Below are 25,081 nucleotides of genomic sequence, written 5' to 3' on the forward strand. Positions count from 1 at the left end.
GGCCCCAACACATCGAACCGACCCCACACGTCTAACGCGTCTTGTGCTCTTGAATTTTTAGCATCGGTCGTTCGGTTACCAGACCCATGTCGCTCGTTATTCAGAACCTCAATTTCAGAGGAGCGTCTGATCATGGCGAATTCTAAATCGACGAAACCAAAGACACGAAAACCAACGAAAAAGGGCTCGGGTGGCTCCGGTGGTGGGAACGGCGGGGGATATGGCGACGGCGGAGGCGATGACGAGCCTATCGGCGAAGTGCCTGAAAACCTCGATGTTCACGAAGCCTTTTTGAAACACCGGCTTGAAGGGGGCGAAACGCCCTCATCGCAAGCCTATGCCCGCGCGGTTGACCAGTTCCAGAAGCTTCCCGGCGCCGTGCGCGGCAAGCCCACTTTCATCCCTCCTGCCCCTCCGGACGACGATGACGAAGGCGACGACGACGCAAATGGCGGAGCGGAGGGCAAGAAATGATACCGGGAACAGTTTGGAAACCCATTGGCCCCAGCCCGATCACGGGCGGACGCGAAGATAACGGTCTGGTCACATCAATCGCAACGCACCCCAGCGATCCGGACATCCTCTATATCGGCACCGCCGATGGCGGCGTCTGGAAAACTGGAGACGGAGGCGCAACCTGGCTGGCCCTTTTTGACGAAGAGCTGTGCCTTGCGATCGGAGAGCCCAACTGCGTGGCCATCGATCCGGGCGACACCGATGTGATCTATGTCGGCACAAGCACACGCGCCGCGGTCTCGGTGCAGCAGAGGGTCGGTATATTCAAATCCCGTGATGGTGGATCGAGCTGGATACTGCTCGGCTCGGGCTATCCCGAGGGCAATGATGGCAACGCGGATGATTTCGCGAACCGCAATGTCAATTCGATCATTGTTGATCCGGCAAATTCGCAGATCGTCTATGCCGCGACGAGCCGTGGTGTCTGGATCTCGGATGATGGTGGCCAGAACTGGGTTCAGGGTGCCGGGACGGCGAATTTGGACGCCCGCTCGCTGGAGCTTGACACCACCTCACCTGCCGGAGCGCGTATCCTTTATTCGGGTATCAGCGGTCAGGGCGTGTTCCAGTCCACCGATGGCGGAGCAAACTGGGCGCCGATCATGACGGCCGCCACCCCGGCGGTTGCAGCCGTTCTGGGTGGCGGAGTGGTGATGGGGCAGGTCCTTGCGCGGCTTGCGCCACCAACCTCGCCCCCTGCGGCGGGTGGTGTCCAGGTGATGTATGCGGTCATCGCGCATAACGTTCGTGGCTCCAACCCGGACCCGATCGGTCTGTTCATGAGCACGGATCAGGGCGCGACATGGACTCAGCAGGCCGCAGCAGGCGCAGCCGCCGCGACGACTTTCGCGGGTTATTGCATGACGCTGGAGGTTGATCCCGCCTCACCCGGGGATGGTGCCAACGATATCCTGTATTGGGGCACGCAAAACCAGGTGCGGTCATCCGATTCAGGCGCAAATTTCTCCAACATCTCAAATGGACTCCATGCCGATACCCATGCCTGGGGCTTCTTCCAACCGCCAGCGCCCGCGACGACCACGATCTATTGTGGCAATGACGGGGGTATTTTCCGCTCGACGGATGATGGCGCGAATTGGACGGCACTGAATTCCGGCGGCTTCCAGACCACGTTGATTTACAACATGGACATCAAACCCGGAGCCACCGGTGACGTAACCGTCGCTGGCTTTCAGGACAACGGGCACAAGCGCACCAACGGCGCGCTGGGGTGGACGTCGATCGGTGGCGCGGATGGCTGGGACATTGTCTATGACGGTGTGACCGCCGATCGCATGCTGTTCACGCGCAACGGCGGCAACCCTGCAACAAGGGTGCGTCGCTCGACTGATGATGGCGGCAGCAACAATGACGTGACCCCCTGGGCCGCAGGCAGCGCCGAGGATGCCTTCTATCTGGCGAGCCTTGCCGCTGATCCCGGCAATGACGGCATCTTCTACGTCGCGAGCAACGCCAATATCTGGCAGAGCCTCGATGGCGGCGTCACATGGCGCACGATCTTTCCCGTCGCATCGGGCTTTATCACCCCGAGGATCGCAGTATCGCCGACCAACGGCAACAATGTGGTCGTTTCAGCTGGCGGGCAGGTCTTTGTGTCAACCAATGCGATGGCGGCGACGGTCGGACTTCCCAATGGCGTCACATTCACGAATATCACGCGAAACCTGCCGGGTCGAAACGTCACGCGATCAAGTTTTGATCCCAACGACGAGACGGCGATCTTCTGCGTGCTTGGCGGTTTCGCCACGGCTGGCGCGCCGGGGCATGTTTTTCGCACCACGATTGGCGGCACACAATGGGCCGATATCTCGCCAGACGTGAACGTGCCATTCGGCGCCATCGCGCTGGACGGGGATGAGACGCCTTCGACCATCTATGCAGGCTGCGATCTGGGCGTGCTGCGCTCGGTGGATCGGGGCAACACTTGGTACGTGCTGGACGACCTGCATTTCCCCAACGCGCCGGTGACCGATATTGTGGTCGGGCGCGGCTCAAACGTGTTGCGGGCTGCGACCTACGGGCGAGGTGTGTTCGAATTTGCCGCGCCCGAAGGCCCGGTCATTGCCGTCAACCTTGAAGACAGGTTCGAATTCGGAACAGTCTGCGAAGGCCCTGTGTCGCTGACATTACAGGTTTTCAATGTCGGCACCGATGACCTGATCATCAAGAGCGTGCAGCGCATCCTTGGCTCGACCGCGTTCAGCATCGAAGCCTTCCCTTCCACACCCCTGTCGATTGCTCCCGGGGGCGAGGTCGATTTCACGCTGACCTACACGCCATCGGCACCGGGCGCGACAGATCTGGCAACCATTCGGATCGCCAGCAACGACCCGGAATCGCCAACCGTCGATCTGCTTGCAAGCGGCGAGGGCGGCACTGCGGCAGCCGAGCTGTCGATCGCCGATAGCGGCGATTTTGGCGAGGTCTGTGTCGGCAAGTTCCGCGATCAGGGGCTGGTGGTCAACAATTCCGGCCACTGCCCGCTGCTGGTCAGCGGGATTGCGTCTGCCGCGCCGGAATTCTTTGTGCCCAATACCGTGCCCTTCCCGCTGAAGATCGCACCCGGCGCAAGCATGACGCTGCCGCTGCGCTATCAGCCTACGGCGTTCGGCAGTGACGTGTCGGTGATCACCGTCAGCAGCAATGACCTCGACAGTCCGGCGCAGCTTGAAGTGCGTGGAACCGCGCCACCTCCGCGGCTGGTGCTGTCATTCGCTGACCACGGCGATTTCGGAAAGGTCTGCGTCGATCATTTCAGCGACAAGACACTGGTGCTGTCCAACAGTGGCAAATGCCCACTGACGATCACGGCAATCTCGTCGAATTCGGCAGAGTTCATCGTGCCGCAGGTCCTGACCTTCCCGATCGTCATCGCCTCGGGGGCGGCAGTACCGGTGAGCATTCGATTCCAGCCGACCTCCTTCGGCCCGAAAGCGGGCACGATCACGGTGGTCAGCGATGACCCGGCGAGCCCGGCAACCATCGATCTCACCGGCTTTGCCCCAAGCGGCAAGCTGACGATCACCGGCACAGGGTGCTTCGGCGGGGTCGAACTTGGGACCCACGCCCTGACCACCTTTGCCATCTGCAATACCGGCGATTGCGATCTTCATGTGACCAAGGTGGGCTTCAAGCAACCCAGTCGCTGCGAAGAGCTCTCTCACTGCGACAGTTGCGGATGCGGGTGCGATTGCGGCTGCCAGGATGACGGCTATGGCAAACACAAGGGCAAGAAGCGGCACTGCGATCAGAAGTGTCTGAACTTCAAAATCGTCAGCAACCCGTTCCCGGCGACGGTCAAGCCCGGCTCCTGTCTGGACCTGATCGTGAAATACACGCCGACTTGCAACAACTCGGCCTGTTGCAAGCTTGTGGTCAAGTCCGACGATCCGGACAATAAAAAGGTATCGATCTTCGTGACCGGCCACCTGAAACGCACGTTGCATTCGGCCTTGAAATGTTGGGCCGGGCAAGAGCTGAGTGACATGATCAAGGCGGGGAAATCCTGTTGACCCATCGCCGCCGGATCACCCGTTACCAAGGCGACATGCCGGTGGTGCGGCAGCGCTTAAGTAAAACGCTGCTTGCACCGTCACCTGCGCTCGCGATACTCCTCTCGGCCTTTCTGGCCGGTGTGGTGGTCGCCATGTTGTTCATGGGCCTGCTTATCCTGATCATCATCGTGTCGGCTTTGGTCATGGCCGCCCTCGGAATTGGCAGGCATACCCGTGCCCGCCGTCGCGACCTGATCCGACGGCAGGGGCCACATAACATGGACCGAGGTTAGGTTTGCTGCCCCGTGCGAACGCCCCGGCCGGGGGGTCAGCGCTTGTCGCGCTGTTCCTCGCCGATCTGATTGTGCGGACAAGCTATCAGATTGGCAAAGCGCCGGTTTTGCCGGTTTTTGCCCATGGTCTTGGTGCCTCGCCTCTGCTGCTTGGCGCGATCATTTCTGTATCGACCGCAACCGGACTGTTTCTCAAACCGCTGTTTGGCCTGCTGTCGGATTATCGCGGGCGATGGGTCTGGCTGCTGACGGGGACCACGCTGTTCACCGTGGTCCCGTGCCTGTACCTTTTTGTCGAGCGCCCTTCCGAGCTGTTCATATTACGACTTGTTCACGGGCTATCGACTGCGATCTATGGCCCCGTGACCCTGGCCTATATCGCCGCCTGGCGCAGCAAAACGGCGGCCGAGGCCTTTGGCTGGTTCGGACTGGCGCGCACCGCATCCTACATTCTTGGCCCTCTTATCGGAGGTGTCGCGCTGACCTTCGCCGCACCCGAAGCGATCTATGCCGGGACGTGCTTTCTTTCCGCGCTGGCCTTTGTGCCGACATTGTATCTGAGAAACGCGGATCACGTCGCGATCCCGCAAAACTGGTCACTGACCGGCGCTGTGCGGGCCATCGCGTCCAGCCGCCCGCTTGTCGTGCTGGCCCTGATTGAGGGCACGACCTATGTGGCGATCTACGCGGTCAAGGCGTTCATGCCAGTCATGGCGCTCGTTGCCGGACACCAGCCGATCGAAATCGGCACATTCCTTGCGATCCAGGAGGGTGCCAATGCCGCGCTGCGCCCACCCATGGGGCGACTCGCCGACCGGACACGCCCTTCTGTGCCACTCTTGCTGGGCCTCGGGGCGCTTGCCGCTGGGCTGCTGATCTTGTCGGCCATGGGGCCAACGTGGTTCGCAATGCTGGCGGCGGCGCTATTTATCGGTGCGGGTCAGGGCGCGTTCGGCCCGGCGACATTGTCACTTGTTGCGAGCGCCACGCCGGCGGCGCATCTCGGGCTTGCCTTTGGCAGCATCGGTGCCATCCGGAACGCCGGCAAGATCGCCGGACCCATCGTGGCGGGTGCGCTTGTCAGCACAATGTCCTATCAGGCCTCCTTCGCCAGCATCGCAGCGATCCCCTTGATGATTGCGCTGTGGATTCTGTGTGTATCCGGAACCTCCCTAGCGATACCTGCAAATGAGTCCCTGCGCGTCGAAAGGGCAAAGGCACCACGCAGAGGGCGCTAGAGCGTAGTCCGAGAAGCGCCATCTGGGCTCTCCGCAGGTATCACGTTGCACGACCTGCTATTCCGACGCCCCAAGCTTGGTTGCCAACCAATCTTCGACATGTGGCATGTAATGCGCGATTTCTTCCGATACGGTCGGGGTGCTGCGGAGCCAACTGTCATACGCAACAACATTCTCTGGCCACTGAACTGCCGTGCCAAGCCGGTCGGAAATGGCGCGCAACCAAAGGAAGGTGATCGGGTAGCCGCAGTCAAACAGCCGCAATGTCACGTGATCAAACCCTGAGAGCATCGCATCGAGCTGCTTTAGCCTGGCATTCATTGCAATGATCGCGGCGCCAATTTTAGACTGATCCCTGTTGGTCGGATCAACCAATGGGAAAAACTGCCTGAGCACAGGTTCCAGCCGGGTATCGTGAAACCTGCTCATTTCACGGTACCTAGCCCGATGTCGCGGGTTTTCCGGCATCAGGGAATTGTCGGGATGCGCCTCTTCCAGGTATTCGATGATCGCCTCGGAATCCCCCAGTATGAACCCGCCATCATTCAACGTCGGTATGTTGCCGGAGGGGATGATTGACCTGAATTGATCAGAGCCAACACCGCCCGGCGGCGGCTCCTCTCTCCACTCCAGTTGCTTGTGCCGCAGCGCTATGCGCAGCTTCGCGCAGTACAGGCTGTGAGGTATCGCGTAGATCGTCAGCATCTTCCAACCGCCACACTTTCTGATCGCCCGTTGTCACAAGCGATCAGTCATGAACCCCGTTATAGGCGTGCTACTGGGTGAGTTTCCATTTCAAGGCAAGCTCGTCAAAGAACCCGCGCTCTTTTTTCAGCGTAATCCAGGTGTTCACGTAGTTGATCCACACCTGATCCGATTGCGGCAGCAACATCGCAATTGGCGTTGGTGAGCGCGGTTCCGACACCGGCACGATCATCATTTGCGGGTATTTCTCAACCAGTTTGATGGCCTCGACATTGGAGGTGATATGCGCATCCGCGCGACCGGCAAGAACCTCCTGAAAATCTCGTGCCGGTGCTTCCACGATCTGGTGTTTGGCATCCGGGAAATACTGTTTGACCTGCTTTTCCTGAGTGGTACCAAGCGTCGCGGCTACGGTCGTCTCGGGCGTGTTCAGGTCGTCCCAATCACTGAAGCGGTCGGCATTCTTGGACAAGATCAGCGGAACCGTGACGAGCGAGAAATAGCTGTCGGAGTAACCTGCCGCCTTGGCGCGCGCCGGTGAAACCGAGGCCGACCCGGTGATCTGGTACTTGCCCGAGCTGACGCCGTTGACGAGCGTTTTCCAGTCGGTCGGAACAAACTCCACCTGAACACCCAGATCAGTGGCAAGCTCTGTCATCACATCGATATCAAAGCCCGTATAGCTGTTGGTTGCCGGGTCCTTCATTGTCATCGGGTTCCAGTCACCCGTTGTACCAACTTTCAAAACGCCCGAACTCAGGATTTCCTGCAAAGCGGATTGTGCTGTTGCCGGCACCGCGAACAACATCAGCAGAACAAAACCAAAAAATGGTTTGATCAATTTCATAATGGGGTCCTCCTGTAATCCCGACAATGCAAGCATTGCCCCAAGATTAATTTATTGCATTTGGATCAACAAATTACTACCCCTTACTTCAGCAAGAAGAGGTCGCAGCCATGCAATCCGATAGCCCACTGATCACGCTGGACGCCGTTTCGAAGCACTTTGGAGAGTTCCAGGCGCTGAAACAAGTATCGCTGGAGGTGGGGCTTGGTGAAAAGGTCGTGATCTGCGGGCCATCCGGGTCGGGCAAGTCCACCCTGATCCGCTGCGTGAACCGCTTGGAGGCGCATGAGAGCGGCACGATCGTCATTGATGGTATAGAGCTGAATGAAAGCCCGCAGAACCTGCGGCAGATCAGGGCCAAGGTTGGGATGGTCTTTCAGCAGTTCAATCTGTTTCCCCATCTGACCGTTCTGGAAAACCTGATGCTGGGTCCGGTTCGGGCGCGCAAACTGCCCCGTGAACAGGCGCGTGAAACCGCGCTGAAATATCTGGGCCGCGTGCGGATTCCCGAGCAGGCCGACAAATATCCGCGGCAATTGTCCGGTGGCCAGCAACAGCGTGTCGCAATTGCGCGCTCGCTCTGCATGGAGCCAGAGATCCTGCTTTTTGACGAACCCACCTCGGCGCTTGATCCCGAGATGATCAACGAGGTTTTGGATGTGATGGTGGAACTCGCCGATAGCGGCATGACGATGATCTGCGTGACCCACGAGATGGGGTTTGCAAAGAAGGTCGCCGACAAGATGGTCTTTATGGACCATGGCGAAATTGTCGAAGAGGCAACGCCGGACAAGTTCTTCTCTGCCCCGGATAGTCCGCGCTGCCAGGACTTTCTGGAAAAAATCCTGCACCACTGATGCATAGGGGATGGGTATGTTTGTGAAACGCCCGAAACGTAAAATCTTGATCCTGGCTCTTCCGATATTGCTGTCGGGATGTTCCGGGGATTGGGGGTGGTACGTCGTCGACCCGACAACCCCGACCGGGCTGACCAACCTCAAGTTTCTGCTCAGCGGGCTCTATTATACGGTGTCACTCTCGCTGATTGCGATCTTGATTTCCGTTTTTGTCGGCCTGCTGGTTGCCTTGCCGGGCCTGTCTCAAAAACCCTATTTGCGGCGCATCAACAGGGTCTATGTCGAGCTGGTCCGCGCCATCCCCATTCTGGTCCTGATCTTGTGGGTCTATTACGGGTTGCCGCAGGTGACCGGTCTGTCCATCGGTGTGTTCTGGGCTGGAGTGATTGCGCTCGCGCTGTCCGACAGCGCCTTTCAGGCCGAAATCTTCCGGGCCGGCATCCAATCCATCGACAAGGGTCAATACGAGGCCTCTCACAGTATTTCGTTAAGCTACACCGACATGATGCGATTTGTGATCCTGCCGCAGGCCATCAAACGTATTCTGCCTGCTTTGGGTAACCAGTTGGTATATATGCTAAAGATGTCTTCTCTGGTGTCGGTGATCGGAATGCAGGAACTGACCCGCAAGGCGAATGAGTTGGTCGTGTCCGAATACAGACCCCTGGAGATTTACACGATTCTGGTGCTGGAATATCTGGTCCTGATCCTGATCGTATCTGCCGGCGTCCGTTGGCTGGAGCGAAAGATGAAGACAGACGAGCGTTAGGGACCCATGGCCATCAGGGTCGAAACCCCGTGACGCGCTGCGTTGCAACTGCTGCACCCTAGCCGTCACTCTGACCAGGCCTGCATCTTGCGGTCGATGGTCTTGCGGGACACGCCCAACCGACGGGCCGCTTCGGCGCGGTTGCCGCCGCACAGGTCGAGCATGTGCAGGATATGGCGCTGCACGACAAGGTCCAGATTTTCGATCGCCTGTGATCCGATGACGCTGCCGCCGCCGGAAAATTCTTCTGGAAAGCCGCCCAGGATCACCGACCGTTCAATCAGGTTGCGCAATTCGCGAACGTTGCCCGGCCAGTCATAGCGGCGCAGCTTCAGAAGGGTTTCCTCATCCAATTGAAGCGACGGCATGGCCAGCGAGGCGGAAAATTGCGCCATGAAATAAGCCGTAAGCTCGACGATATCCTCCATCCGGTCCCTGAGCGGCGGCATGTCGATTTTCACAACATGGATACGGTGATAGAGATCGGCGCGGAACCGGCCCGCAGCGACAGAGGCCTCGATATCGTCATTGGTGGCAAACAGGAAGCGGACATTCAGCGGAATCTCACGCTCGGCCCCCACCGGGCGGACCTTTTTGTCCTCCAGCACCCGCAATAGCGCGGCCTGCACCGTTTCCGGCATCTGCGCGATCTCGTCCAGCAACAGCGTCCCGCCATCGGCCAGCAGCAACAGGCCCGGTTTCAACCGATCCTCGGCCTCAACGATGCCGAACAGCTCTTCGGCAAAACGGTCGGGCTGGATCGTGGCGCAGTTCACCGGGACAAAGGGCGCCTCGGCCCGGTCAGAAGCATCATGCAGATGCCGCGCGGCCAATTCCTTGCCGGTGCCACTGCCACCGGTGAACAACACGGAGGTCGGCAGCGGTGCAAGACGCCCCAGCATCGCGCGCACCTCCTCCATCGGTTCGGAATTGCCCAGCAACTTGCCATGCCCGCTGCCCGAAGACAGTTCGCGCCGCAGCAGCGTGTTGTCGCGTTCAAGGTATTTGCGATCAAGCGTCCGGGCAACGGCACTCAGGATCTGGTTCGCGCGAAAGGGTTTGAGGACAAAGTCGCTGACCCCGGCCCTGAGCGCGGCAATCGCCGTTTCCAGATCGGCATAGGCGGTGATCAGGATCGCATCCGCAAAGAACCCCTTGCGCTTCTGCTCGGTCAGCCAGTCCAGCCCCGTTCCGCCGGGCATCAGATTGTCGAGGATCACAAGGTCATACTGCGCCTCGTCCAGTGCCTTGGTTGCTTGCGCGGGCGAGCCCACCGCATCGACACGGGTAACCCGCGTTTCCAAGGTCTTGGTCAGAAAATGCCGCATCCCCGGCTCATCATCGATCACAAGGACCGACGCCCCGGCCAGCGAGGTGCCATACATGTCCAGCGTGGTATTCGGCGGCGCATTCATTGCGTCAATCAAGCCTCACAGTGTCGCCCGCATTGCGCGCATCGGTCGAAAACCCCAGTTCCTGCAATCCGAAATGCGCACCCACCGAGATGACGATCAGCGCGGCAAAGCCCATCATCATGGCCTTCATGGTCAATCCTCCTTTGTCGCCTGGCGCAAGAACGCGATCAGGTCGGCCCGGTCCTGCGCCCCGGCGATCACCTGCATCGGCATTTTCGAGCCGGGGATATAATGGTCTGGCCCCTGGTCGAACAGCGCATCGATCGTGGTGTCAGTCCAGATAATTGCAGACCCGTCGAGCGTTGGCGAGTAGCGATAGCCCGGCACCACACCAGCCTTGCGCCCGAACACACCATGCAGCGTTGGCCCCGCCTTGCGCGATGGCTTCGGCTCCAGACTGTGGCAGATCGAGCACTTGCGCATGAACTGCCGCTCGCCATTGCTCATCGTGGCGACGTCGCGCAGGAAGCTGCGCGTGTTGCCCCCGGCCGGATCATAGCTGTCCAGCAGCGCAACGGGCCAGGCATAGATCACGTCATCAATCCCGCCCGCATGGATCACCGTGCCATCGGCGGAAAAGGCCAGCGCCCAGACCGGCCCCTGCCGCATGGCGCGAAAATCACGGGTGATGCGCCACGCCTCGGTGTCCACCATCATGATATGCCCCTCGCCATCGCCGATGGCGAGTTGCCCGGTCTGTGCGTGATGCGCCATGGACAGGATCGGGCGGCGATCCAGCGTGAAATCGGCCAGTTGCGCGGCCGAGTCCGCGTCGATCACCCGCGTGACCCCGTCCACGGCGCCATAGGCGATCCAGCCATCGCCCACGATCAGGCGGTTGATGCCAAAGCCATGCCGTACCAGCGGGCGGGCCGCGTCGCGGGTGGTCATGTCATAACGCAACAGGTCTCCTTTGGAGGTCGCCGCGAAAAGCTGCGCGCCATCCGCCGAATAGGCCACCGCATTCACGCCTGCGCCGGGATAAGGCAGCGTTTCAGGCGCGTCCTCCCGCAATGGCCACAACACGATATCCCCATCCCACGATCCGGCGGCCAGAACCCTGCCATCCGGGGATGCGGCAAGCGAGGTCACCTTGCCCTTGTGCTGCCCGATCTTGCGCGGCTGCGCCCCCCAGTGCCAGACGGCAAAATCATCCCCGCCGGTCACCAGCACGCCCTCGCTATCCTCGACAATTGCCGTCACAGCCGCGTCGTGCCCGTCAAGCCAGCGCGGGGTCTGCCCGCTCCAGACACCGACGGAATTGTCGAAGCTTGCCGAGGCAAGCGTGCCATCCCCGGTCACCAGCAGGCCCATGATCGGCCCGCCATGGCCCTTGTAAGTGGTGAACTCCTGCGCCGACAGCGGCAGCGCGAGGCACAGCAACAGGCTACTCAGCAGGCGTCGCATCTTTGGGGGTCGCCTTCGCCTTTTCTTCCAGCTCTTCCAGCCATAGTGAGTGATGCTGGCGGGCCCAGGCCTCGTCGACTTCACCGGAGCCCATGGCATCATAAGCGCCCTCCATACCCACCGAGCCGATATAGATATGCGCAATGATGATCGCCATCAGGACAAAGGCAACAATCGCGTGCCAGGCCTGAGCATATTGCATCTCTTCATGCGGCGCGAGGGCAGTGGGCAGCGGACCGTAGAAAGGCAGCTCGGTGATCCCCACGCTGCGCAGCATGTCGAAGGTTTTCAGGAACATCGGGAATTCAAACGGGAACAGCAGCGACACACCGGTCAAAGAAATCGACGCCCCCAGCAGGATCACGCTCCAGAAGATGATCTTTTGCCCGCCGTTGAACTTCTTGGCGGGCGGGTGTTTGGAGCCGATGATGCCCCCGGCCTGCGCAAACCAGGTGATATCGGTGCGGTTGGGAATGTTGTGCCAGACCCAAAGGCAGAACACGACGATCAGCGCGACGATAAAGGCCCATGCCACGTTGTTGTGGATAAGCTTCGACCCCATCAGCAGGGTCGCGTTGAACTCCTTGGAGATGTAGGGCGCAACGAACATGCGCCCGAACAGGGTAAGCAGACCGGTGATCCCCAGCAGGATGAAGGACCCCGCCAGCAACCAATGCGCCGCGCGTTCGAACTTCTTGAACCGGGTCACGGTGCGGCCAGTCTTTTCATAATCCAGCTTGATCCGGCCCCGCAGGACAAAGAACACCAGCAACAGCACGATGGTTCCCAGCAACAGATAGCCGCCATAAGTCGCCAGCGGCCCCTTGCGAAACTCCAGCCAGGCCATGCCGCCATCCTGCATCAGCACCGAGGCGACCTCACCGCCGGAGGACACGGTCACGTCCGCCGACCCGTAGCGTAGCTGCCGCCACAACTCGGGGTCTGACGCACCGCCCAATGTACCCAACTGACCTGACAGGTCGCGGGCCGCACCGGCGGCATCGCCGGATTTCGGCGCGACCTGCTCGCCGCGCTGGCGCGCCATGATATCCTCAAGCGTTTGCGCCCCGCCAGTGGCGGACCGGTCCGGAGGCGGTGAAGCATCCTGCGCTGCAACCGGCAGCGCCAGACAAAGGGCGAGTATGCAAAGAAGAGCGCGCATATGGGTCCTCAAGTAGCGGGGCAGCGGGGCACGCCACAGCCCTCAAATTTGATCGCATCAAGGATGCGAATCCGGCAAAACCCACCGGGACCGTCTTGTCACGGTCCCGGCATGATCATTGCGGCGCGCGCGAACGCGCGCCGGTCGCTGAGCGAGGCCTACCCGTCCTGACGGCCATAGGCTGAACCCCAGCCCCATGCCCCCGAGCCGAAGCCACGGGCCACCACACGCTCGCGGTAGATGGCCGACACGACATCGCCATCTCCGGCCAGCAACGCCTTGGTCGAACACATCTCGGCGCAGATGGGCAGCTTGCCCTCGGCGATCCGGTTGCGCCCGTATTTGGCGAACTCGGCGGTGGAGTGGGTTTCCTCGGGACCACCGGCGCAGAAGGTGCATTTGTCCATCTTGCCGCGCGATCCAAAGTTGCCAGCCTGCGGGAATTGCGGCGCGCCAAAGGGGCACGCGTAGAAGCAATAGCCGCAACCGATGCAGAGGTCCTTGGAGTGCAGAACCACCCCTTCCTCGTTCTGGTAGAAGCAGTCCACCGGGCAGACCGCCATACAGGGCGCATCGGAACAGTGCATGCAGGCCACGGAAATCGACCTCTCGCCCGGGTCGCCATCATTGATGGTCACCACGCGGCGGCGGTTGATGCCCCAGGGCACTTCATGCTCGTTCTTACAGGCCGTGACACAGGCGTTGCATTCAATGCAGCGCTCGGCATCGCAGAGAAATTTTGCTCTTGCCATCTCTCAGGTCTCCTTACGCTGTCCAGATCTTGCAGAGAGTCGCTTTGGTCTCCTGCATCTGGGTGACTGAATCATAGCCATAGGTCTGGGCGGTATTGGTGCTTTCGCCCAACACATAGGGGTCCGCCCCTTCGGGGTATTTGGACCTCTGGTCTTCGCCCTGGAAATGGCCTCCAAAGTGGAACGGCATGAAGGCCACGCCCTCGCCCACCCTGTTGGTGACCATCGCCATCACCTTGACCTTGCCGCCTTCGGGCCCTTCGACCCAGACCTGACTGCCGTCCCGCACGCCCAGATTGTTGGCGTCACGCGGGTTGATTTCGACAAACATGTCCTGCTGCAGCTCGGCCAGCCACGGGTTGGACCGGGTTTCATCGCCGCCGCCCTCATATTCGACCAGACGGCCAGAGGTGAGGATGATCGGGTAGTCCTTTGAAAAGTCCTGCTTCTGGATCGATGCGTACATCGTCGGCAGGCGATAGAACTTGCGGTCCTCATAGGTCGGGTAATCCACCACCAAATCCCTGCGGTTGGTGTAAAGCGGCTCGCGATGCACCGGCACCGGGTCGGGGAAGGTCCACACAACCGTGCGGGCCTTGGCGTTCCCGAAGGGCGCGCAGCCATGCTCGATCGCGACCCGCTGGATGCCGCCGGACAGGTCGGTCTTCCAGTTGGTGTCCGGACCCGCCACCGCATCGATCGCGGCGCGTTCCTCGTCGGTCAGGTCACCGTCCCAGCCGAGATCCATCAGCATCTGCATCGTGAATTCCGGATAGCCATCCTGAATCTCCGATCCTGCGCTTGCAACCCCTTCGGCCAGCAGGTTCTCGCCGTCCCGCTCGACACCAAAGCGAGCGCGGAAGGTCAGACCACCCTCAGCGACAGGCTTGGACATGTCATAGAGGTTCGGCGTGCCCGGATGGTTCATCTCGGGCGGGCCCCAGCTGGGCCATGGCAGACCGTAGTAATCGCCATCCGCAGGTCCACCCACAGCTTGCAGCGTTGTCCGGTCGAACGTGTGCTGGTTCGCCATGTGCTTCTTGATCCGCTCGGGGCTCTGGCCGGTATAACCCACCGTCCACATGCCGCGATTGATCTCGCGCAGCGTGTCCTCGGGCTCCGGCGTCAACCCGTCCTCTTCCAGCTTGATGTTGCGGAAGATACGGTCATGGAAGCCGAACTTCTGCGACAGCAGCGCGATGATCTCGTGATCGGGCTTGGACTCGAATAGCGGCTCAATCACCTGCTCGCGCCATTGCAGTGACCGGTTCGAGGCGGTGACTGATCCCCGCGTCTCGAACTGGGTCGTGGCAGGCAGCAGATACACTCCGTCCGTCCGGTCATGCAGCACGGCCGAGACGGTCGGGAAGGGGTCGATGACAACCAGCATGTCCAGTTGCTCCATCGCCTTCTTCATTTCGACCATGCGGGTCTGCGAGTTCGGCGCGTGGCCCCACAGCACCATGGCCCGCACCTTGTCGGGGTTGTCCATGTTGTCGGGATCTTCAAGGATGCCGTCGATCCAGCGCGACACCGGGATACCGGTGAGGTTCTGTAGCGACTTCTCCTTGCCATCGGCGCCGGTTGTCTTGGCAAACTGACCGGCCAGCCATTCAGGGTCTTCGCCCCAAACGCGCGCCCAATGGCCCCAGGCCCCTGCCGACAGGCCATAATAGCCGGGCAGCGTGTGGCTGAGCACGCCAAGGTCAGTTGCGCCCTGCACATTATCGTGGCCGCGGAAGATATTGGTGCCGCCACCGCTTGTGCCCATGTTCCCCAGCGCAAGCTGCAGCACGCAATAGGCACGGGTGTTGTTATTCCCATTGGTGTGCTGCGTGCCACCCATACACCAGATCACGGTGCCGGGCCGGTTATTGGCCATGGTCCGCGCCACGCGCTTGAGCTGCGAGCCGGGCGCGCCGGTCACACGTTCGACCTCTTCGGGGGTCCAGCGGGCAACCTCGTCCTTGATCTGATCCATGCCCCAGACACGGGTGCGGATGAACTCTTTGTCCTCCCAGCCATTGTCGAAGATGTGCCACAGAATTCCCCAGACCAGCGCCACATCGGTACCCGGACGGAAGCGCACATATTCGTCCGCATGGGCCGCGGTGCGAGTAAAGCGCGGGTCACACACGATCACCGGCGCGTTGTTCTGCTCCTTCGCGCGCAGCAGGTGCAGCAGCGAGACCGGATGCGCCTCAGCCGGGTTGCCGCCGATGATGAAGATCGCCTTGGAGTTATGGATGTCGTTGTAGCTGTTGGTCATGGCGCCGTAGCCCCATGTGTTCGCAACACCCGCAACGGTGGTCGAGTGGCAGATACGTGCCTGATGGTCCACGTTGTTGGTGCCCCAATAGGCAGCGAACTTGCGGAACAGATAGGCCTGTTCGTTGTTATGCTTGGCCGAGCCCAGCCAGTAAACGCTGTCCGGGCCGCTTTCGTCCCGGATCGTCATCATGCCATCGCCGATCTCGTTGATCGCCTGCTCCCAGCTGATGCGCTTCCACTCACCATCCTCTTTCTTCATCGGGTATTTGAGGCGGCGCTCGCCATGGGCATGCTCGCGGACCGAGGCCCCCTTGGCGCAATGGGCGCCCAGGTTGAACGGGCTGTCCCAACCGGGCTCCTGACCGGTCCAGACCCCGTCCTGCACCTCGGCCACAACCGTACAGCCGACCGAGCAGTGCGTGCATACCGATTTCTTCAAGTCCACTTTGCCTGCTGCCCCAGCGGCAGCGCTGGCCTGGGTGACCGTCCCGCCCGTGGCGGCAATCGCCGACAGGCCCCCGATCACCAGCCCCGAGCCGCGCAGAAACGCGCGCCGATCTACCGAGGCGTTGGCTGCTTCAGACAGGATACTTGTCCGCTGGGGGCGTCGCGCAACCCCGTTGGTCTTTTTCCTAAGCATTGTTTCCTCCCTTGCTTGCGCCCCGTTGAACCGGGTTGCTTGCTTGGTTTTCCCTTTTGGCCTCCAGCAGTCGGGCGTCACGCAACCAGTCGCTGTTGGCCTGCCTCGTCCGGGCTGATTCCCGGGCGCGGCCCTCCTCCTCTGTTGGCGCCCCTAAAAGCGCGCGCTGTCCAAATACGCGCGCGTATGCGCGGTATCCTGCATCGTCTCCTTGCTCAGGTCAGGCTCTGCCGCCTCGGCCTGCGCGCTGGTTGCCACAGCCACCGCTGCCACGGGTGCCGTGGTCGTTGCCAGCTTCAGAAAGTCGCGGCGCGATGCACCGTCTTCTTTCCTGCTCATCGACACGTCTCCTCTCGATGTTATGGCCGGGTTGCCCCGACCCTTTTGACGCTGATCACTCAGCGCCGCTCATCCGGAAGGCTTCCGCCTCCACGGCCATGAAAATCCGACCCACCGTACCCACGGGCGTGTAAAAGACCGAGGTTTTGGCCTCTTCGAGGTCGGTAAAGAAATGCCCCGCCCAAGGGCCGATATGTTTGTTGAAGAACTGCTTCTGCGTCGCCAGCTCCGCAGGTGAGCCAAACCGGCCCACGATCATGGCGGCCATCATCTCCATCAGGCTGGCAATGCTGTCTTCGGGTTCGAACACGGTCTCAGAGCGTTGCATGCCGCGCGCCGACATGTCCTGACGCAACAGCGCCAGCGGTTTCTCGTTCAGAAACCCCGTCAGGTAATAGCTGGCAAAGGGCAAAAGCTCGCCCCGGCCCAACCCGATGAAAAGCTTGTTGAACTCCGATTCAGCCGCCTTGGGCTTGGTCACACGGGCGAGCTTGGCCAGCGTGCCGATGGCCTGTCCCAGCTCGGTGTCGTCTCCGGTCAGACCCGCGGTTTGCGACAGCAACATCTGGTCCGGCGGGCCAGCCAGCAACGCGCCAAGGAAGTTGTATAGGTCGGCGCGGGCGCGATCCATGTCTGCAATCTGAATGTCCTGGGCGGCGTCCATCTTCGGGTCTTCCATCTTTATGCCGTGTCAAAACTGAACCGCATCCGGCGCTGTGGCATCGCGACGGGTTCAGGTTCAGGGTCTGGCAGGGGCTGCGGCTCGGCCTGCGCAACCAGTGGCGCGGGTTCTTCTTCTGCGATCTCTTCGTCTAAGGGGTCTTGGGCCGCGTCCTCTTCGGTCGCATCTTCGTCGGCGTCTTCGACAAAGGCGGTTAACATGCCCTTGCCCACCTGATAGGCGGTCTGCAGGTTTTCGACGACCGTGGCCGCGTCGGTGTAATCCTCACCGTAATCCACCAGCCCATCGAGATTGGCCAGCATCGGGTTCAACCGCCAGAGCCGCCGCAACGCGCGGGTTTTCAGGCGCTGGGGCAGCTCGGCCTTCAGGAAGTCCCGCACCGCGTCGGGGCTGTCCAGAGCCTCCGGCTCGGGCAGGCTTAACTCGGCCAGAATCTCGTCATCCGGGCGCGCCTCAAGCTCAGCGGCCTCGGCTTCGGCCGCGCGGGCCTCGACCGCTTGCGCCTCGGCCGCTACCCCGGCTTGGCGCCGGGACCAGAAATCGCGCTCACCGCTCAATGCACCCGCCTCCGCTGTCGCGCGGGCGAGGCATAGATATCCCCTGTCCCCGCGATCCGTGGATCACCAATGCCGTCCTGTGTCAGGTCGGTACGCTTCTTGTCGCGCTTGCGTTTGACGAACACCTCATCCTGATGAAACTCGGTGACAAAGGCCTGCACCCACGCCATCAGCCCTTCGGGCATCGCCACTTTCTCGACGATCTCTTCGCCACTATCAGTGTAATCCTGCGCCTCATAAGGCGAGGCCGTGACCAGGACCACATCGAGCGGATGGTCGCCACCGCTTTCGCGCATCACCACATAGATCGCGGGCACCTCTGCCGACAAACCGTGCAGATACGCCTCGGTCTCTGCCCCATGCAGATCGAGTGACAGGGTCGCGGCGTGGTACTCAATCGCGTCACCTTCGCGGCGCAGCTCCTGCCAGTCGGCAGGTCCGGCTCCGGGCAAAACGGCAACGGCTTTCCAGCTGTAAGAGGCCCAGCGGGTCACGCCCGGAAGGCGTCGCAATACGACACCCAGCGGCATGGTCTGGTGCTGGTTGGGGTTTCGGATCACCCGGGTTCCTCCTCTGAAGCTATCAAACTGCCAAATCCTGTGCCCGAGAAGGCTCTTCTGCCCGATAGACCAGCCCTGGGTCGGGTTCTGGCAATTTGGCCAGCCTGTCCGAAGACGGCGGGCGATAAGGGACGATATGTCTAATATGAGTGTTTACGTCAGGAATAGTGCCCGGCCTGAAATTGCGAATCGCTTGCCTGATTCGGGGTGCACTGCGGCCTTGGCTTGGCACCGAAAATGGTTTGTGAAGCGCTACGATCCTGACTAGGCTTACGCCAAGAAACGATCAAATAAGGGGGCAAAAAGCCACCTGACATGGGGGAGGCAACCGTGCCCAAGTCATTGATAACCTGCGATTGTTTGGGAAGCCAGACCATCGACGCCAAAGGGCTGTCCGAGGCCACCGGCCTTAACGTCGCGCGCCCCTGTTCCGCCCTGTGCACCACACAGTTGGACCGGGCGCAAGCCGCGCTCGAAGGGGGGGATGTCGTTTTTTGCTGCACTCAGGAAGCGCGGGTTTTCGAGGAGTTAGCAGAGGGTCTGGGCCGCCCCGCCCCGCCCAGTCTGGACCTGCGCGACCGCGCCGGGTGGAGCGCGGATGACGCCCCGAAACTGCCCAAAATGTCCGCCCTCATCGCCAATGCGATGCTGCCCGCCGAGCCGGAAAAGACTCTTGATGTGGTCAGCGAGGGACTTTGCCTAATCCTTGGCCCCGCCGAAGTGGCGCTGGAAGCTGCCGAGCAGTTGAAAGATCATCTGGGGGTCACGGTGCTGATTGAAGACGGTGAGCTGCCCGACACCCGCGCCTTTGATGTGGTGGTCGGCAAGTTGCGCCGCGCAACCGGGGCCTTTGGCGGCTTCGAAGTGGTGATCGACGCGCTGCAACAGGTGAACCCCGGCGGGCGCGGGGCGTTCACGCTCAGCGATCCGCGCGACGGGGCGGTGTCGCAATGCGATGTCATCCTCGACCTGCGTGGCGGCACGCCCCTGTTTCCCGCCCCTGAGAAGCGCGATGGCTACCTGCGCGCTGATCCCGGCCATGCGCCCGGTGTGGCTACGGCTATCATGGCGGCGTCGCACCTGACCGGTACGTTTGAAAAGACGATGTATGTCAAGACAACACCCCTGCTCTGCGCTCATTCCCGCGCCGAGCAGACCGGGTGCACCACCTGTCTAGACCTGTGCCCGACCGGGGCCATCACCTCGGCCGGAGAGCATGTGGCGATCGACCCGATGATCTGCGCGGGCTGCGGGGCCTGTTCCGCCGCCTGCCCGTCCGGCGCGATCACCTATGACGCGCCGCCGGTGGACCTGACCATGCGGCGGGTACAGACCATGGCCAAGGCGTATCTCGATGCGGGTGGAACCGCGCCGCGCCTGCTGGTGCATGACGCCCATGGAACGAAAATGGTGCGCCTGTCAGCACGCCACGGGCGTGGCTTGCCCGCTGACGTCATCCCGCTGGAATTGACCGCCATTGGTGCCTTTGGACATGCCGAGGCGGTGGCCGCCCTCGCCGCCGGGTTCGCGTCGGTCACGCTTCTGCCCGGTCCAACCGCCGATATCCCTGCGCTGCAAAGCCAGATCGCGCTGATCACCGCCATCGCAGGCGCGGGCAAAGCCACCCTGCTCGACACACCCGACCCCGACGCAATGAGCGACGCGCTCTACGCGGAGGTCGCCCCTGCGCCGGTTGCCAGCCCGGTTCGCCCCGTGGGCACCCGGCGGCAGATCACCCGGCAGGCGGCGCGCGCCCTGCATCCCGATACCGACCAGATTCCGCTGCCCGAGGACGCGCCTTATGGCGCGGTGCTGGTGGATAAAGATGCCTGCACGCTCTGCCTGTCCTGTGTCTCACTCTGCCCCTCGGGCGCGCTAGGAGACAACTCCGACAAGCCGCAATTGCGCTTTCAGGAGGACGCCTGCCTGCAATGCGGTCTCTGCGCCAATATCTGCCCCGAGGATGCCATCACCTATGAACCGCGCCTCGACCTGACCAATGCAGCCCTGCGTCAGGAAGTCCTCAACGAGGAAGAACCCTTTGCCTGTATCGAGTGCGGCGCGCTGTTCGGGTCCAAATCCGCCATCGACCGGATCAGCGAAAAGCTGAAGGATCACGCGATGTTCTCGGGCGACAAGCTGCGCATGATCCAGATGTGCGACAATTGCCGGGTGAACGCGCAATTCCACGCAACCGACAATCCGTTCGCCGGGGGCGAGCGGCCTCGCGTGCGCACCACCGACGACTATCTTTCAAAGCGGCGCGATCATTGATGTTGCAGAGGTTTTCCCAGATCGGCGGGGTCCAGAATGGCGACATAAGCCAGGATCGCCTCCAACTCGTCCAGCGTCAGTTCGATGGGCGCGATCGGCGACGGGCGATCAACCGGGAAGGGGTCGGTCACCTCGGCGATCTGGGTGAAAGCGGCATGGGGTTTGAGCACGTAAAACCCGGTGAACCGCGCCTGCCAGTCGTCAAACCCACGCATGACAAAGAAACTGGGGGTGGAGCCGATGCCGAAACTGCCCTTGCCCCGCTCAGTCACATGGCAGCGCCCACATTTGGCCCAGGACAGGCCCTGCCCTGCCACGGCATCGCCGGTCATCTCGACCCTGGCCACCGCCGCCTCCTGCACCTTGGGTTCGGTGAAGATCGGCGTGCCCTCGGGCGCAAAACCCTGAATGGTGCGCGCACCCACCTGCGAGGTCAGCCAGTCGGCAAAACGCTGCGCGCCCTTGGTCTCACTGCGCAGTTCCATATGCCAGACCTGTCCAAGCCCCGAAAACAGCGCCCGCCCCTCCGGGCCCAGCAACAGCTCGGCTTGCGCCGGATCATTCACAAGATCGACCTTGATCTGGGTCTTCAGCGAAAAGCGTGGTGCGATGTGGCGGATCAACCCGCTCTCGACCAGCGCGGGCGGAGCATAAAAGGCCACCCGCTTGTCATCGGCCATTGCCAAACCCGGCAACAGGGCCAAGATCAGAACCAGGATACGCATTGGGCCAAACTAGGCGCCCCCATCGCATTCCGTCAACGATAGCGAGGACAAGGACACCGATGAGCGACGTGGCAGAGCTCACTTTCCCTCCGCTGATGTCGGGCGAAGAAGCGCCGGACAGCGCCTTCGACCACGCGATCATGCGCGCAACACTTGGCTGTGACGCCGGTCTTATCGCTTATCATCTGGGTGCGGCAGAGATGGAGGCCGCGCTGGTTTTCGCCCCCGAAGTGCCACTCAGCCGGGCGATGACCATGCTGCCGCTCTGCGGTGTGGGCTTTCAGAACGCGCTCGGCGCGCTGGCACCGCCCGAAGTGGCCGTGCATCTGGACTGGTGGGGCGGCATCCGCGTGAACGGCGCGCGTTGCGGCGGGTTTCGGGCGATGGCATCGGGCACCGATCCCGACGCGGTCCCGGATTGGCTGGTCATCGGCTTCAGCCTGCCCCTGATCCCGGCGAGCGAAGAGACCGGTCAAACGCCCGATGACACCGCGCTCTTTGCCGAAGGCTGCGCCGATGTCGCCCCCCCGGCCCTGCTGGAGGCCTGGGCACGGCACACGCTGAATTGGCTCAACCGGTGGGAGGGCGAAGGCACCGCGCCGGTGCATTCCGAATGGCGCGGTCTGGCCCATGGCATCGGCGAAGACGTGCAAAACCAATCTCTGACCGGGACCTTTCTGGGCGTGGATGAGCTGTTTGGCATGCTGTTGCGCGACGCGGACACAACCCATCTGATCCCGCTCACCACAGTGTTGGAGGACCCCGCATGAAGCTTGCCCGTGCGATCCATTTCGACGAAAGCGACATGAATGTCTTTGCCTCACCAGCCCGAACCGGTGAGTGGTGCATCTCGGGCGGGTTCGAGTTTTCGAACTGGTCCGAAGCGGACCTGACCGGCAAGGCGCGGCAGGCTTTTGCCAATGGCTGGCTTGGGCTGGAAACCGGGGGCCGGGTGACCTTTGTCGCCGTCACCGCGCTGGAACCGGCCGAGTTAGAGCTGCTCATCGATCTTTTGGCGCAGCATTTCGTGACCTATTATGGCGCACCATCCGTCGAGGATGCCCGCCCCGTCGCCGCCGAAGAACTGTCGCTAATGGTCGAGCTGTGCGAGGATCACGACCCCAACACGCTGCTGACCGTGGCGCGCGAGTTGGCCCGGGCAGGCGTGCGCGAGGCCTATCGCACGATCCAGCCGCAGGATGCCGGGCTGGATCAGTTCGCGATCCACGGCGATATCGACGAATAGGCGCTGCCAACCTCTATTGCGCGTTGAACACAAACAGCGTTTCGCCGTCGATCGTGTAGCCATCGATCAGGACTTGCGCACGCGCGGAGCTCAGCCAGTCTTCCAGCTTGGCCGTCAGATTGGCTTTGACATGCGGGTGCCGGGCGGGATCCACGGGCAGGTAGGCATATTGGTTGAACAGCACCGGATCGCCCGCAAAGAGCAGCGCCAGATCGCCCTTGTTGCCAAAGTTCAGCCAGCTTGCCCGGTCGGACAGGATATAAGCGTCAAGGCCGGAAGCCGTGTTCAGAGCGGCCCCCATCCCTGCGCCCACCGCGCGATACCAGGGGCCGAGACCCTCGGCCTCCAGCCCCGCATCCTGCCACAGGGCAAGCTCTTTCTTGTGGGTCCCGCTATCGTCGCCGCGGCTGACAAAAGCAGCCTCGGACGCCGCAATATCGCGCAGGGCATCCGCAGCGCTCTCGGCTTCCACAATACCCGCAGGATCGCCCGACGGGCCAACAAAGACGAAGTCGTTATACATGATCTCGCGCCGATGCGTGCCATAGCCCTCGGCCACAAACGCCTCTTCGGCGACGCGGGAATGCACTAGGATTGCATCCACATCGCCCGCCCGGCCCAGCCGCAGCGCCTGCCCCGTGCCGACCACCAGCATCTGCACCTCAAGGTCCAGATCGCTGGCAATCTCGGGCAGCAGCACATCGGCCAACCCGGAATTGTGAAACGAGGTTGTGACCGCCATGCGCAGCTGATCCGCCGCATGGGCCGTATGTGCGATGAGAACCGCCAGAACCCCGGAAATGAACCCCTTTGTCATTCCACGATATCTCCTTTCAAAAAAGCCCGTGCCTCGGGCGTTTGTGGCCCGTTAAAAAACGCCTCGGCCGGTCCGGTTTCATGTACTTTGCCACCCAGAATGAACACAACCTGATCCGCGATCCGGCGCGCCTGTCCCATGTCATGGGTGGACAGGATCAGGCGGGTTCCCTCGGCTATGGCCTGTAGCAGGATCGCCTCGATCTCGCGCGTCGCGCGGCCATCGAGTGACGCGGTAGGCTCATCAAGAAAGACCAGCGCGGGGTCAGTGATCAACGCGCGCGCAAGGGCGAGCTTTTGTTGCTCGCCGCCCGACAGAACCATAGCGCGGCGCATCAGATGTGGCTCCAATCCGACGCGTTTGGCCCATTTCCTTGCGGCCTCGCGCGCCACACCACGCGCCACACCGCGCAGGCGCAACGGGTAGATCAGGTTGTCTTCCACCGTGCGGCGCAGGACGATAGGGCGTTGGAACACAAAGGCCTGATGATGGCGCGCCTCATCCGTGTCACAGGCCCATCGCACCGTGCCACCGGTCAAGCGCGCGGTGCCATGCATCAGCCGCAATAGCGTCGTCTTGCCCGCACCGTTTGGCCCCATCACCACGCACAGGCCCTGCCCGTCGAGCGTCAGATCCGCAGGCCCAACCAGCCGTTTGCCCCGGCGCGAGGTCTCGGCCGCCTCAAGGACCAGCGGGAATAGCTCGACTACCATCGGCTGTCCCTTTCCGTCTGGCCAATCCAGTGGATCAACAGGTTCACCCCAAGCGCCAGCGCGATCAGGATGAACCCCAGCGCCAGCGCCAGCGCGAACTGCCCCTTGCCGGTCTCAAGCGCGATGGCCGTGGTCAGGACGCGTGTGGCATGGTCGATATTGCCGCCCACGATCATGATCGCGCCAACCTCTCCGATCCCGCGCCCGAAGCCAGCCAGCGCCGCCGTCAGCAGCGCGCGCCTTGCATCCCAGATCAGCGTCCGCATCTTCTGCACCTGCGTCACATTCATCGAGATCAGCAGGTCGTGATATTCCGCCCAAAGCTCGCGTAGCGACTGATGCGCGATCGAGGCGATCAACGGCACGATGATGATCACCTGCGCCACGATCATGGCGGTGGGCGTGAACAGCAGCCCCAGCGCCCCAAACGGACCCGAACGGGACAGAAAAATATAGACGATCAATCCAACAACCACCGGCGGCAGGCCCATAAGCGCGTTCAGCACCGCAATCGTGGCACGACGCATCCGAAAACGGCGCACCGCCAATAGCGCGGCCAGAGGTAGGGCGATCGCGCTGGCAATCACCAACGCGGTCAGGGTGACGCGCAGTGACCGCAGCGCGATCTCTGTCAGTTCTGGATTAAGTGTGACGACCAGCCAAAAGGCGTGGCGCAGCCCCTCCCACAGATCGACTATGGTCAATCCTCCGCGTTCTCGTTGTACTCAGGTTGTACGGTTTTTCGGAGGGGATGCCAGCCCTGTTGTCGCAACGGGGCTGG

25 protein-coding genes are annotated in these 25,081 nt (G+C 61.7%); 9 read left to right on the forward strand and 16 right to left on the reverse strand.

The window, feature by feature from the left end; genetic code table 11:
- Positions 1-132: 132 nt before the first annotated feature.
- Genes AB1E34_RS09140 through AB1E34_RS09155 form a run of 4 tightly spaced genes read left to right on the forward strand, consistent with a single transcriptional unit; the run spans position 133 to position 5,562 of the window.
- Positions 133-474 (forward strand): hypothetical protein, encoded by a 342-nt coding sequence (locus AB1E34_RS09140; protein WP_372572031.1) that lies wholly within the window; start codon positions 133-135, stop codon positions 472-474.
- Positions 471-4,049 carry a choice-of-anchor D domain-containing protein gene (locus AB1E34_RS09145; RefSeq protein WP_372572032.1) on the forward strand — a complete coding sequence of 1,193 codons (3,579 nt, stop codon included), beginning with the start codon at positions 471-473 and terminating at the stop codon, positions 4,047-4,049. Before AB1E34_RS09140 ends, AB1E34_RS09145 begins: the two co-directional genes overlap by 4 nt.
- Entirely contained in the window at positions 4,046-4,324 is a 279-nt protein-coding gene (locus AB1E34_RS09150; RefSeq protein WP_372572033.1) for a hypothetical protein, read from the forward strand. Before AB1E34_RS09145 ends, AB1E34_RS09150 begins: the two co-directional genes overlap by 4 nt.
- A 2-nt stretch (positions 4,325-4,326) precedes the next feature.
- Positions 4,327-5,562 (forward strand): MFS transporter, encoded by a 1,236-nt coding sequence (locus AB1E34_RS09155; RefSeq protein WP_372572034.1) that lies wholly within the window; start codon positions 4,327-4,329, stop codon positions 5,560-5,562.
- 57 nt (positions 5,563-5,619) lie between these two features.
- Here AB1E34_RS09155 and AB1E34_RS09160 read toward each other — a convergent pair whose 3' ends face one another.
- Positions 5,620-6,267, reverse strand: a complete 648-nt coding sequence (locus AB1E34_RS09160) for a glutathione S-transferase family protein (protein WP_372572035.1) — start codon at positions 6,265-6,267, stop codon at positions 5,620-5,622.
- Between the two features lie 70 nt (positions 6,268-6,337).
- The gene (locus AB1E34_RS09165; protein WP_372572036.1) at positions 6,338-7,114 is read right to left on the reverse strand and encodes a transporter substrate-binding domain-containing protein; all 777 of its coding nucleotides are present in this window, start codon (positions 7,112-7,114) and stop codon (positions 6,338-6,340) included.
- A gap of 110 nt (positions 7,115-7,224) precedes the next feature.
- Between AB1E34_RS09165 and AB1E34_RS09170 the strand changes: the two genes are divergently transcribed.
- Together AB1E34_RS09170 and AB1E34_RS09175 are read left to right on the forward strand one after the other, a co-directional pair.
- The gene (locus AB1E34_RS09170; RefSeq protein ID WP_372572037.1) at positions 7,225-7,971 is read left to right on the forward strand and encodes an amino acid ABC transporter ATP-binding protein; all 747 of its coding nucleotides are present in this window, start codon (positions 7,225-7,227) and stop codon (positions 7,969-7,971) included.
- Between the two features lie 16 nt (positions 7,972-7,987).
- Positions 7,988-8,740 carry an amino acid ABC transporter permease gene (locus AB1E34_RS09175; protein ID WP_372572038.1) on the forward strand — a complete coding sequence of 251 codons (753 nt, stop codon included), beginning with the start codon at positions 7,988-7,990 and terminating at the stop codon, positions 8,738-8,740.
- 65 nt (positions 8,741-8,805) lie between these two features.
- On the opposite strand, the gene AB1E34_RS09180 is transcribed toward AB1E34_RS09175, so the two are convergent.
- The 10 genes from AB1E34_RS09180 to AB1E34_RS09225 form a co-directional block, all read right to left on the reverse strand.
- Entirely contained in the window at positions 8,806-10,155 is a 1,350-nt protein-coding gene (locus AB1E34_RS09180) for a sigma-54-dependent transcriptional regulator (protein WP_372572039.1), read from the reverse strand.
- Positions 10,156-10,159: 4 nt separating this feature from the next.
- Positions 10,160-10,285, reverse strand: a complete 126-nt coding sequence (locus tag AB1E34_RS09185; protein ID WP_372572040.1) for a hypothetical protein — start codon at positions 10,283-10,285, stop codon at positions 10,160-10,162.
- 2 nt (positions 10,286-10,287) lie between these two features.
- Positions 10,288-11,562, reverse strand: a complete 1,275-nt coding sequence (locus AB1E34_RS09190; RefSeq protein WP_372572041.1) for a c-type cytochrome — start codon at positions 11,560-11,562, stop codon at positions 10,288-10,290.
- Positions 11,543-12,724 carry a formate dehydrogenase subunit gamma gene (locus AB1E34_RS09195; protein WP_372572042.1) on the reverse strand — a complete coding sequence of 394 codons (1,182 nt, stop codon included), beginning with the start codon at positions 12,722-12,724 and terminating at the stop codon, positions 11,543-11,545. The genes AB1E34_RS09190 and AB1E34_RS09195 overlap by 20 nt, the downstream gene beginning before the upstream one ends.
- Positions 12,725-12,882: 158 nt before the next feature.
- Positions 12,883-13,476: a formate dehydrogenase FDH3 subunit beta gene (gene fdh3B, locus AB1E34_RS09200; RefSeq protein WP_249706918.1), complete on the reverse strand. Its 594-nt coding sequence runs from the start codon at positions 13,474-13,476 to the stop codon at positions 12,883-12,885.
- Positions 13,477-13,489: 13 nt separating this feature from the next.
- Complete coding sequence (locus tag AB1E34_RS09205; RefSeq protein ID WP_372572043.1) at positions 13,490-16,387, reverse strand: formate dehydrogenase subunit alpha; 2,898 nt, start codon at positions 16,385-16,387, stop codon at positions 13,490-13,492.
- Positions 16,388-16,540: 153 nt separating this feature from the next.
- Positions 16,541-16,726 (reverse strand): twin-arginine translocation signal domain-containing protein, encoded by a 186-nt coding sequence (locus tag AB1E34_RS09210; RefSeq protein ID WP_372572044.1) that lies wholly within the window; start codon positions 16,724-16,726, stop codon positions 16,541-16,543.
- A 55-nt stretch (positions 16,727-16,781) separates the two neighbouring features.
- Positions 16,782-17,390 carry a TorD/DmsD family molecular chaperone gene (locus AB1E34_RS09215; protein ID WP_372572179.1) on the reverse strand — a complete coding sequence of 203 codons (609 nt, stop codon included), beginning with the start codon at positions 17,388-17,390 and terminating at the stop codon, positions 16,782-16,784.
- Between the two features lie 17 nt (positions 17,391-17,407).
- Positions 17,408-17,965, reverse strand: a complete 558-nt coding sequence (locus AB1E34_RS09220; protein WP_372572045.1) for a DUF3306 domain-containing protein — start codon at positions 17,963-17,965, stop codon at positions 17,408-17,410.
- Positions 17,962-18,495, reverse strand: coding sequence for a DUF3305 domain-containing protein (locus AB1E34_RS09225; RefSeq protein ID WP_372572180.1), 534 nt, complete (start codon positions 18,493-18,495; stop codon positions 17,962-17,964). Before AB1E34_RS09225 ends, AB1E34_RS09220 begins: the two co-directional genes overlap by 4 nt.
- A 360-nt stretch (positions 18,496-18,855) precedes the next feature.
- Here AB1E34_RS09225 and AB1E34_RS09230 point away from each other — a divergent pair, with 360 nt between their 5' ends.
- Entirely contained in the window at positions 18,856-20,799 is a 1,944-nt protein-coding gene (locus AB1E34_RS09230) for a 4Fe-4S binding protein (RefSeq protein ID WP_372572046.1), read from the forward strand.
- On the opposite strand, the gene AB1E34_RS09235 is transcribed toward AB1E34_RS09230, so the two are convergent.
- Positions 20,793-21,524 carry a hypothetical protein gene (locus tag AB1E34_RS09235; protein WP_372572047.1) on the reverse strand — a complete coding sequence of 244 codons (732 nt, stop codon included), beginning with the start codon at positions 21,522-21,524 and terminating at the stop codon, positions 20,793-20,795. The genes AB1E34_RS09230 and AB1E34_RS09235 overlap by 7 nt on opposite strands.
- A gap of 59 nt (positions 21,525-21,583) precedes the next feature.
- On the opposite strand from AB1E34_RS09235, the gene AB1E34_RS09240 reads away from it, so the two are divergent.
- Together AB1E34_RS09240 and AB1E34_RS09245 are read left to right on the forward strand one after the other, a co-directional pair.
- Positions 21,584-22,294 carry a biotin/lipoate--protein ligase family protein gene (locus tag AB1E34_RS09240; RefSeq protein WP_372572048.1) on the forward strand — a complete coding sequence of 237 codons (711 nt, stop codon included), beginning with the start codon at positions 21,584-21,586 and terminating at the stop codon, positions 22,292-22,294.
- Positions 22,291-22,770, forward strand: coding sequence for a DUF6505 family protein (locus AB1E34_RS09245; protein WP_372572049.1), 480 nt, complete (start codon positions 22,291-22,293; stop codon positions 22,768-22,770). Before AB1E34_RS09240 ends, AB1E34_RS09245 begins: the two co-directional genes overlap by 4 nt.
- A 13-nt stretch (positions 22,771-22,783) precedes the next feature.
- Here AB1E34_RS09245 and AB1E34_RS09250 read toward each other — a convergent pair whose 3' ends face one another.
- Genes AB1E34_RS09250 through AB1E34_RS09260 form a run of 3 tightly spaced genes read right to left on the reverse strand, consistent with a single transcriptional unit; the run spans position 22,784 to position 24,998 of the window.
- Entirely contained in the window at positions 22,784-23,587 is an 804-nt protein-coding gene (locus tag AB1E34_RS09250; RefSeq protein ID WP_372572050.1) for an ABC transporter substrate-binding protein, read from the reverse strand.
- Positions 23,584-24,300, reverse strand: a complete 717-nt coding sequence (locus AB1E34_RS09255; protein WP_372572051.1) for an ATP-binding cassette domain-containing protein — start codon at positions 24,298-24,300, stop codon at positions 23,584-23,586. Before AB1E34_RS09255 ends, AB1E34_RS09250 begins: the two co-directional genes overlap by 4 nt.
- Positions 24,294-24,998: an ABC transporter permease gene (locus tag AB1E34_RS09260; RefSeq protein WP_372572181.1), complete on the reverse strand. Its 705-nt coding sequence runs from the start codon at positions 24,996-24,998 to the stop codon at positions 24,294-24,296. Before AB1E34_RS09260 ends, AB1E34_RS09255 begins: the two co-directional genes overlap by 7 nt.
- Positions 24,999-25,081 lie beyond the last annotated feature (83 nt).

This window comes from Ruegeria jejuensis, from assembly GCF_041537905.1.
Taxonomy (GTDB): domain Bacteria; phylum Pseudomonadota; class Alphaproteobacteria; order Rhodobacterales; family Rhodobacteraceae; genus Ruegeria_C.

Bases quoted from the DNA above. Each gene is read 5' to 3' on its own strand.
- AB1E34_RS09140 (WP_372572031.1), top strand. From the start codon at position 133: ATGGCGAATTCTAAATCGACGAAACCAAAGACACGAAAACCAACGAAA.
- AB1E34_RS09145 (WP_372572032.1), top strand. From the start codon at position 471: ATGATACCGGGAACAGTTTGGAAACCCATTGGCCCCAGCCCGATCACG.
- AB1E34_RS09160 (WP_372572035.1), bottom strand. From the start codon at position 6,267: ATGCTGACGATCTACGCGATACCTCACAGCCTGTACTGCGCGAAGCTG.
- AB1E34_RS09165 (WP_372572036.1), bottom strand. From the start codon at position 7,114: ATGAAATTGATCAAACCATTTTTTGGTTTTGTTCTGCTGATGTTGTTC.
- AB1E34_RS09170 (WP_372572037.1), top strand. From the start codon at position 7,225: ATGCAATCCGATAGCCCACTGATCACGCTGGACGCCGTTTCGAAGCAC.
- AB1E34_RS09175 (WP_372572038.1), top strand. From the start codon at position 7,988: ATGTTTGTGAAACGCCCGAAACGTAAAATCTTGATCCTGGCTCTTCCG.
- AB1E34_RS09180 (WP_372572039.1), bottom strand. From the start codon at position 10,155: ATGAATGCGCCGCCGAATACCACGCTGGACATGTATGGCACCTCGCTG.
- AB1E34_RS09185 (WP_372572040.1), bottom strand. From the start codon at position 10,285: ATGAAGGCCATGATGATGGGCTTTGCCGCGCTGATCGTCATCTCGGTG.
- AB1E34_RS09190 (WP_372572041.1), bottom strand. From the start codon at position 11,562: ATGCGACGCCTGCTGAGTAGCCTGTTGCTGTGCCTCGCGCTGCCGCTG.
- AB1E34_RS09195 (WP_372572042.1), bottom strand. From the start codon at position 12,724: ATGCGCGCTCTTCTTTGCATACTCGCCCTTTGTCTGGCGCTGCCGGTT.
- fdh3B (WP_249706918.1), bottom strand. From the start codon at position 13,476: ATGGCAAGAGCAAAATTTCTCTGCGATGCCGAGCGCTGCATTGAATGC.
- AB1E34_RS09205 (WP_372572043.1), bottom strand. From the start codon at position 16,387: ATGCTTAGGAAAAAGACCAACGGGGTTGCGCGACGCCCCCAGCGGACA.
- AB1E34_RS09210 (WP_372572044.1), bottom strand. From the start codon at position 16,726: ATGAGCAGGAAAGAAGACGGTGCATCGCGCCGCGACTTTCTGAAGCTG.
- AB1E34_RS09215 (WP_372572179.1), bottom strand. From the start codon at position 17,390: ATGGACGCCGCCCAGGACATTCAGATTGCAGACATGGATCGCGCCCGC.
- AB1E34_RS09225 (WP_372572180.1), bottom strand. From the start codon at position 18,495: ATGCCGCTGGGTGTCGTATTGCGACGCCTTCCGGGCGTGACCCGCTGG.
- AB1E34_RS09235 (WP_372572047.1), bottom strand. From the start codon at position 21,524: ATGCGTATCCTGGTTCTGATCTTGGCCCTGTTGCCGGGTTTGGCAATG.
- AB1E34_RS09240 (WP_372572048.1), top strand. From the start codon at position 21,584: ATGAGCGACGTGGCAGAGCTCACTTTCCCTCCGCTGATGTCGGGCGAA.
- AB1E34_RS09245 (WP_372572049.1), top strand. From the start codon at position 22,291: ATGAAGCTTGCCCGTGCGATCCATTTCGACGAAAGCGACATGAATGTC.
- AB1E34_RS09250 (WP_372572050.1), bottom strand. From the start codon at position 23,587: ATGACAAAGGGGTTCATTTCCGGGGTTCTGGCGGTTCTCATCGCACAT.
- AB1E34_RS09255 (WP_372572051.1), bottom strand. From the start codon at position 24,300: ATGGTAGTCGAGCTATTCCCGCTGGTCCTTGAGGCGGCCGAGACCTCG.